Here is a 6,720-nt window from a genome sequence, read left to right on the forward strand (position 1 = left end):
TGTCAGTTATCCCAATCGCGTCTGGAGTCGCACCCAATTAATCGATAATCTCTGGGGAAATGATTTTTTTGGCGATGAAAGGGTAGTAGATACCCATATCCGACGCTTACGCAAAAAAGTAGAACCCGATCCTGCTAATCCTATCTTTATCAAAACTGTAGTCGGTGTCGGTTATAAATTTGAGGATGACATTATTTAGGGTCTGCTGAAAAAGTTTGTTGGTGGGGTTAGTAGTCAGGAGTCGGGAGTCAGTATTCAGGAGGCAGTATTCAGGAGATCAGTAGCTGGTTATAATTAAATTAAAAATAGATTTTAGGTTCGATCCCCCCTTAGTCCTAGGGTGAATTCATAGTAGGGTTGATTCATGAATCAACCCTACCCTTAGTCCTCCCTTGATAAGGGTGGTGTCTGATAATTTTTAACGCCTACCTACTTAGGAGATGGCTTTTATTTATTCTCCCCCCACACCCCACACCCCACACCCCAACCCTAATAAAAAATTCTCCCTAAAGGCATTTAAGCAGTCTTTAACCCTTATGTGCTACAATTTTTGAAGATTTTGCCATTCATTTAGGTTCAATCAGGGATCACAGCCTTTTCAGGGAAATTTTATGACAAGTAACTACGGCGCGGAACAGATACAAGTTCTCGAAGGGTTAGAACCAGTCAGGAAGCGGCCGGGGATGTATATCGGTACGACCGGGCCGCGGGGACTACATCATTTAGTCTATGAAGTGGTGGACAACTCGATCGATGAGGCCCTAGCGGGTTACTGTACTCATATCGAAGTGGATATCAAGGCCGATGGTTCCGTCAGCGTCACCGACGATGGCCGGGGTATTCCCACCGATGTTCACCCCACCACGGGTAAATCTGCCCTCGAAACCGTTCTCACTATACTTCATGCCGGCGGTAAATTTGGCAGTGGTGGTTATAAAGTGTCGGGAGGGTTACACGGAGTCGGGATTTCCGTCGTTAATGCCCTTTCTGCATGGGTCGATGTCACCGTCTGGCGCGATCATAAAGTACATACCCAACGCTACGAAAGAGGTATCCCCGTCACAGAATTGGTCAGTAGTCCTAGTCAAGAGGAAAAAACGGGAACTAGGGTTAATTTCCTGCCAGACACCGAAATTTTTAGCCAAGGCATCGAATTTGATTACAGTACCCTCTCCGGACGTTTACGAGAACTAGCCTACTTAAATGCTGGTGTTAAAATCACCTTTAGCGATTACCGTCCCGAAGAACCCCACATCGAAACCTATTGTTATGAGGGGGGTATTAAAGAATACGTCGCCTATATGTGTCGGGAAAAAGAAACCCTGCACAAAGATATTATCTATGTATCGGGGGAAAAGAACGGAATTAATATCGAAGTGGCGTTTCAGTGGTGTATAGATGCCTATAGCGACAATATTCTCGGTTTTGCTAATAATATCCGCACCATTGACGGGGGAACTCATCTAGAGGGACTAAAGGCAGTCCTGACCCGTACTTTAAATAATGTTGCTCGTAAACGCAATAAAATTAAAGAAAACGAGCCTAATCTAGCGGGGGAAAACGTCCGCGAGGGTTTAACCGCCGTTATTTCCGTAAAAGTCCCCGAACCGGAATTCGAGGGCCAAACCAAGACCAAATTGGGTAACACCGAAGTCCGGGGTATTGTTGATTCCCTGGTGGGGGAAACTCTCAACGAATACTTAGAACAAAATCCCCAAGTGGCCGACACGATTATCGAAAAAGCAGTACAAGCGTACAAAGCGGCGGAAGCGGCCCGTCGGGCCCGGGACTTAGTACGACGGAAATCGGTCTTGGAATCCTCACCTTTACCTGGTAAATTGGCTGATTGTAGCGAAAGAGACCCAGAAAAGTCAGAAATTTACATCGTCGAAGGGGACAGCGCCGGCGGTTGTTTTCATGGTGATACAGAAATCGCCCTTGTCGATGGACGCAACCTCAGTTTTAAACAGCTAGTGACCGAACAAGCCCAAGGAAAGGAACATTTTTGTTATACCATTCGTGACAATGGCACGATCGGGGTTGAACGAATTATTAATGCCCGCATCACCAAAAAAGACGCAGAAGTAATTAAAATTACTCTCGATCATGGTGAAGCGATTATTTGTACTCCTGACCATCTTTTCCTGTTAAGAGATGGTAGCTATAAACCTGCTGCGGCTTTAACTCCAGAAGATGCTTTAATGCCTTTGTATCGGAAATTGTCCGCTCTTCATGACCCCGGAATCACCATTAGCGGTTATGAAATGGTCTGGAATCCCGCTTCCGATTCTTGGTTGTTCACTCATGCGATCGCTGATTGGTATAATCGTTGGCAGGGAATTAACACAATCAAGAAAACTTACTATCAAAAAACCCTAGCGACCTTAAAGCAAATTGAGATCGATCGAGGTTATATTGATTTGGAAGCTTATCAAAAATATCGGCTTCAGACGCGGGATAAATCAATATTGCGATTTGATTCTTTTTGTGATCGCTACTTTGATGGTGATAAAAATAAAGCCTTAGAAGCGGTGGCTAATTACAATCATCGAGTTGTGGCGATCGAGCGATTAGAAACAAGATTCGATGTCTATGATATCGAGGTTCCTCATACCCATAACTTTGCCCTTGCTTCCGGCGTTTTCGTCCATAACAGTGCCAAACAGGGGCGTGATCGTCGTTTTCAAGCGATTCTACCTCTGCGGGGAAAAATCCTCAATATCGAAAAAACCGATGATGCCAAAATCTACAAAAATACGGAAATTCAATCCTTAATTACCGCCCTCGGTTTAGGGATTAAAGGAGAAGATTTCGATCCCTCACAATTGCGCTATCATCGCATTGTTTTAATGACTGATGCTGATGTGGATGGCGCCCACATCCGAACTTTGTTGTTAACTTTCTTCTATCGTTATCAGAAGAATTTAATTGACCAAGGTTATGTATATATCGCCTGTCCTCCTCTCTATAAATTGGAACGCGGTAAAAATCATTCCTACTGCTATAGCGATCGAGAATTACAGCAAAAGATAGCGGAATTTCCCTCCAATGCTAACTACACAATCCAACGTTTTAAAGGGTTAGGAGAAATGATGCCCCAACAACTTTGGGATACTACTATGAATCCCGAAACTCGCACTTTAAAACGGGTGGAAATCGAAGACGCAGCCAAAGCAGAGGAATTATTTACCATTCTTATGGGCGATCGAGTTGCCCCCCGGCGAGAATTTATCGAAACCCACGGACCGCGTTTAAATCTTACGGATTTGGACATTTAAACGGTAACTTGGGGCTGTGTTAGTCTAGGCTAATACAGCCCCCGATAAAATCCCTAAATCCAGTTACTAATCGGAGGGTTAGGGATTCAAGGAACCCGGGGCGCATTCCAGAACTTCATCGAAAAAATCAGCCGGCAGCGGTGGATTATCGGGGTCTTCTAGGGCGTTTTTGGCAATTTCCGCCTCACTCATCCCTTTAACTTTCTCCCAGTTCGTTTTGCCTTTCAAATTCGCCCACTGTTCGCGGGTGACTCTGGTAATATGTTCTTCGTTCACGGTTGTTAGCCCTCCTAACACTAATTATTCGACGAACCGAGCCACGCCATGTATAAACCACCACCAAAACGATATTATCGATTGTACCCACTAGAATCACTCGAATTTCGCCGTAATTCTGACGGGTATCCACGCGCTCAATTATTGGACCCCTAAAAATCGCTTCCAGGTCGGCGAAATCTATGCCGTGTTTTTCTATATTAGCCTGACGCTTATTTTCATCCCACTCGAAAAGTTGCGGGGTCGTCATTGATGTCGCCGTTGAGGATAACTACCTGGGATCGATCGAAATGGGATTTAATAAAAATAAGGCCGCATGACTAGCCATTTCTTCTGATAAATAAATCTTTTTATACTTAATAATCCCCGTTTCTAGAAAAGAATCCCTTAAAATGGCTTTTGTCCCACTATTAAAGTCAGCTTCGTAAAAAACTTCCTTAATTCCCGAAGAAATAATTAGTTTCAAGCAGGAAATACAGGGTTCTAAAGTAACGTAGATACTAGCACCTTGGGTAGAAATACCGTGTTTAGCCGCTTGAGCGATCGCATTAGCTTCAGCATGAATTGCCCGAGAGGGAATTTCTCCAGATTCTCGACAGGTTCCCAAACCGGGATAACAAAAACCCTGGGCAGTACAATGAACCGTTCCCGATGGGGAACCATTGTACCCCGTAGCTAAAACCTGCCGATCTTTGACAATTACCGCACCGACGGGAAAAGCTAAACAGGTGGATCTGGTGGCGGCTAATTTAGCGATCATTAAAAAATATTCGTCCCAAGTCGGTCTTTTTTCTTCAGAGTTGATCACGGTTTTATACCAAGCTAGAAAAAGCGAAAAAGAGGGAGTTATCTCTGATAGCTTATCATTAGATGACCTCTAAACCAATTACAATTAAAGCATCACCCCCACCAGCAATCCCATGGCCAATAGCGACAAGTAAACCAGCTAGTACACCGAATCAAGCAACAGTTTTAAGCTGATTCATCTTTATTTATCTTAGGAAGTGGCAGGTAGAGGAGATGTGGGGGGGACATTTCAGTTATCAGTGATCAGTTTAGCTTAATGTTACTTAAAACTCAGTGGTTAATAGTCACCAGCCTCTTCTAACTGCTCACTGCTCACTGATTAATGCCTAGCATAAAAACGACAAAAAACTCGAAAGTTAATAATAATTTAAATAATTTGACTGCTTGAGAATAATTGAGATTTTGGCCGATAGCTAAACCCTGACAACCAGAAAAATAACAGAAATTCTTAAGAAGCCAAAGGGGTTAAATCCCCAGAGAGAGCATTGTAGAATGAAGCGGTTAGTTATCTACTAGAAGAGAGGACTTTTCCGTCCCAGCCAAACAATTCTCTTGAAATCTTTAACCCAAATTGCCAAGGAGACTGAGTTTTAATGTCTGTTAATTTTCTAGGAGTTGGTTTGTTTCACCCTCTGCTGACCCCTTATCTCGCCCTCCATATTCCTGACGGCTTTTTGAGTCCATCGGTGAGTCTATTTACTTGGATAATTGCCGTCGTCCTGATTAGCTTTTCTCTCAAAAAAGTGCGCGGTCACTACGCTGAACGGGCTGTACCTTTGATGGGAGTTTGTGCCGCCTTCATTTTTGCCGCCCAGATGATTAATTTTCCCATTCCGGGGGGAACCTCCGGACATTTGTTAGGGGGGACTCTCGCGGGGGTTTTACTCGGTCCCTGGGCGGGTTCTCTGGTGATGGCGGTGGTTTTTATTGTTCAAGCTTTATTTTTTCAAGATGGCGGTTTAACGGTTTTAGGGGCAAATATCGTCAATATGGGTCTGATCGGGACTTTTGGCGGTTATTATCTCTATCTGGGGATTAGAAAAGCCCTCGGTTTTCATAGTTGGCGCAGTATGGCGATCGCAGTTGCCGTCGCTGCTTGGACAAGTGTGGTGGTAGCCGCGTTGTTTTGCGCCCTGCAATTGGCTTTATCGGGGACTGTACCGCCTTTAGTCGCCCTTTTTGCCATGTTATCTTGGCATATCCTCATCGGTATCGGGGAAGCGGTGATTACCGTTTTCGCTGTCGGTTATATCTGGCGAACTCGTCCCGATCTCCTCTACGATCCGCCCCATTCCGTTAATACTTCTGTTTCCCCTTCCTAAGCTTCTCGTCAATAAAGCAATTAATTCGATGAATATTCGCAGAAATAGCCAATTTTTTCTGATTGGTCTGGTATGCTCCCTAATTGTTGCCGTTTTTCTTTCTCCCTTTGCCAGTCCCGATCCCGACGGACTCGATCGAGTGGCGGAAGACTTGCAATTTAGCCAAAAAGAAGACCCCAACGCCCTCGGTAATCAATTACCCTTCGCCCGAATTTTTGATGGTTATGCCCTCAAAGGTGTTCCCGAAGGTGTCGCCACTCCCCTCGCAGGTTTTCTGGGAACTCTTGCCACTTTCGGCATCGCTTGGGGTATCGGTAAATTAGTGATTCCAAAATCCCAAAATCAGGAGTAAGGAATCAGGAGTCGGGAGTGGGGCATTTAGCTGAAATTTCCCCAAATCCCTAAACCCCTAAACCCCTAAATCCCCTTTCTAACTGATAACTGATCACTGATAATTGATCACTGAATAAATGCTACACATTGCCACTTTTTTTCGCGAAAATGAGTGCCAAAATTGCGGTTTTTGGCAGAAACTCGCGCCCCATACCCGGGTTTTAGTGACTCTTTTGTTAGTTTTTGCCACAGCCTTAACTCCCAATGGTAGCTGGGAAACTTGGGGGATTTACGGATTAGGATTAATTATTTTAATTCTGATCAGTCGGGTGACTATTCTTGTACTTTTACGAAGAGTAGCGATCGAATTTGTCTTTATCAGTGTGGTTTTATTGGGAACTCTTTTTCGCGATGGCGGGGAAATTCTTTGGTCTTGGGGATTTTTGCGGATAACTAGCGCGGGATTGCTGGTTTTAGGCAGTGTAGCCCTAAAAGCTTTTCTCTGTCTTTGTACGGTCAATATTCTGGTTTTAACCACAGCGATTCCCGACCTGTTGCAAGCCTTAGTTACCCTGAAAACTCCCCCTTTATTGGTGGCAATTTTGGCTTCTATGTACCGTTATCTAGCTGTTTTGATCGCTGAATTTAATTCCATGCGAAGGGCAGCAATTGCGCGCAATTTAATGAGTAGTCCCCGATGGCAA

7 protein-coding genes are annotated in these 6,720 nt (G+C 44.4%); 5 read left to right on the plus strand and 2 right to left on the minus strand.

The genetic code is table 11. The annotated features are described in order from the left end of the window. Together PX484_RS22240 and gyrB are read left to right on the plus strand one after the other, a co-directional pair. Nucleotides 1-199 (plus strand): winged helix-turn-helix domain-containing protein (locus tag PX484_RS22240; RefSeq protein ID WP_288105527.1); only part of this gene is annotated, 199 nt, incomplete at its 5' end. A gap of 412 nt (nucleotides 200-611) precedes the next feature. Further along, nucleotides 612-3,278, plus strand: coding sequence for a DNA topoisomerase (ATP-hydrolyzing) subunit B (gene gyrB, locus PX484_RS22245; RefSeq protein ID WP_288105529.1), 2,667 nt, complete (start codon nucleotides 612-614; stop codon nucleotides 3,276-3,278). Nucleotides 3,279-3,474: 196 nt separating this feature from the next. Here gyrB and PX484_RS22250 read toward each other — a convergent pair whose 3' ends face one another. Then, nucleotides 3,475-3,804, minus strand: a complete 330-nt coding sequence (locus tag PX484_RS22250; RefSeq protein WP_287766503.1) for a BrnT family toxin — start codon at nucleotides 3,802-3,804, stop codon at nucleotides 3,475-3,477. Between the two features lie 21 nt (nucleotides 3,805-3,825). Beyond that, the gene (locus PX484_RS22255) at nucleotides 3,826-4,362 is read right to left on the minus strand and encodes a deoxycytidylate deaminase (RefSeq protein WP_002743086.1); all 537 of its coding nucleotides are present in this window, start codon (nucleotides 4,360-4,362) and stop codon (nucleotides 3,826-3,828) included. Between the two features lie 592 nt (nucleotides 4,363-4,954). Here PX484_RS22255 and PX484_RS22260 point away from each other — a divergent pair. The 3 genes from PX484_RS22260 to PX484_RS22270 form a co-directional block, all read left to right on the plus strand. Then, entirely contained in the window at nucleotides 4,955-5,683 is a 729-nt protein-coding gene (locus tag PX484_RS22260) for an energy-coupling factor ABC transporter permease (protein WP_149973476.1), read from the plus strand. Between the two features lie 28 nt (nucleotides 5,684-5,711). Continuing rightward, the gene (locus tag PX484_RS22265; protein ID WP_002799903.1) at nucleotides 5,712-6,035 is read left to right on the plus strand and encodes a PDGLE domain-containing protein; all 324 of its coding nucleotides are present in this window, start codon (nucleotides 5,712-5,714) and stop codon (nucleotides 6,033-6,035) included. A gap of 118 nt (nucleotides 6,036-6,153) precedes the next feature. Further along, nucleotides 6,154-6,720 (plus strand): energy-coupling factor transporter transmembrane component T family protein (locus tag PX484_RS22270; protein WP_288105532.1); only part of this gene is annotated, 567 nt, incomplete at its 3' end.

It is taken from the genome of Microcystis sp. M49636_WE2 (assembly GCF_030065375.1).
Lineage (GTDB): Bacteria > Cyanobacteriota > Cyanobacteriia > Cyanobacteriales > Microcystaceae > Microcystis > Microcystis aeruginosa_C.

Excerpts from the sequence above, each read along its gene's own strand:
- gyrB (WP_288105529.1), top strand. The coding sequence starts at position 612 with ATGACAAGTAACTACGGCGCGGAACAGATACAAGTTCTCGAAGGGTTA.
- PX484_RS22250 (WP_287766503.1), bottom strand. The coding sequence starts at position 3,804 with ATGACGACCCCGCAACTTTTCGAGTGGGATGAAAATAAGCGTCAGGCT.
- PX484_RS22260 (WP_149973476.1), top strand. The coding sequence starts at position 4,955 with ATGTCTGTTAATTTTCTAGGAGTTGGTTTGTTTCACCCTCTGCTGACC.
- PX484_RS22265 (WP_002799903.1), top strand. The coding sequence starts at position 5,712 with ATGAATATTCGCAGAAATAGCCAATTTTTTCTGATTGGTCTGGTATGC.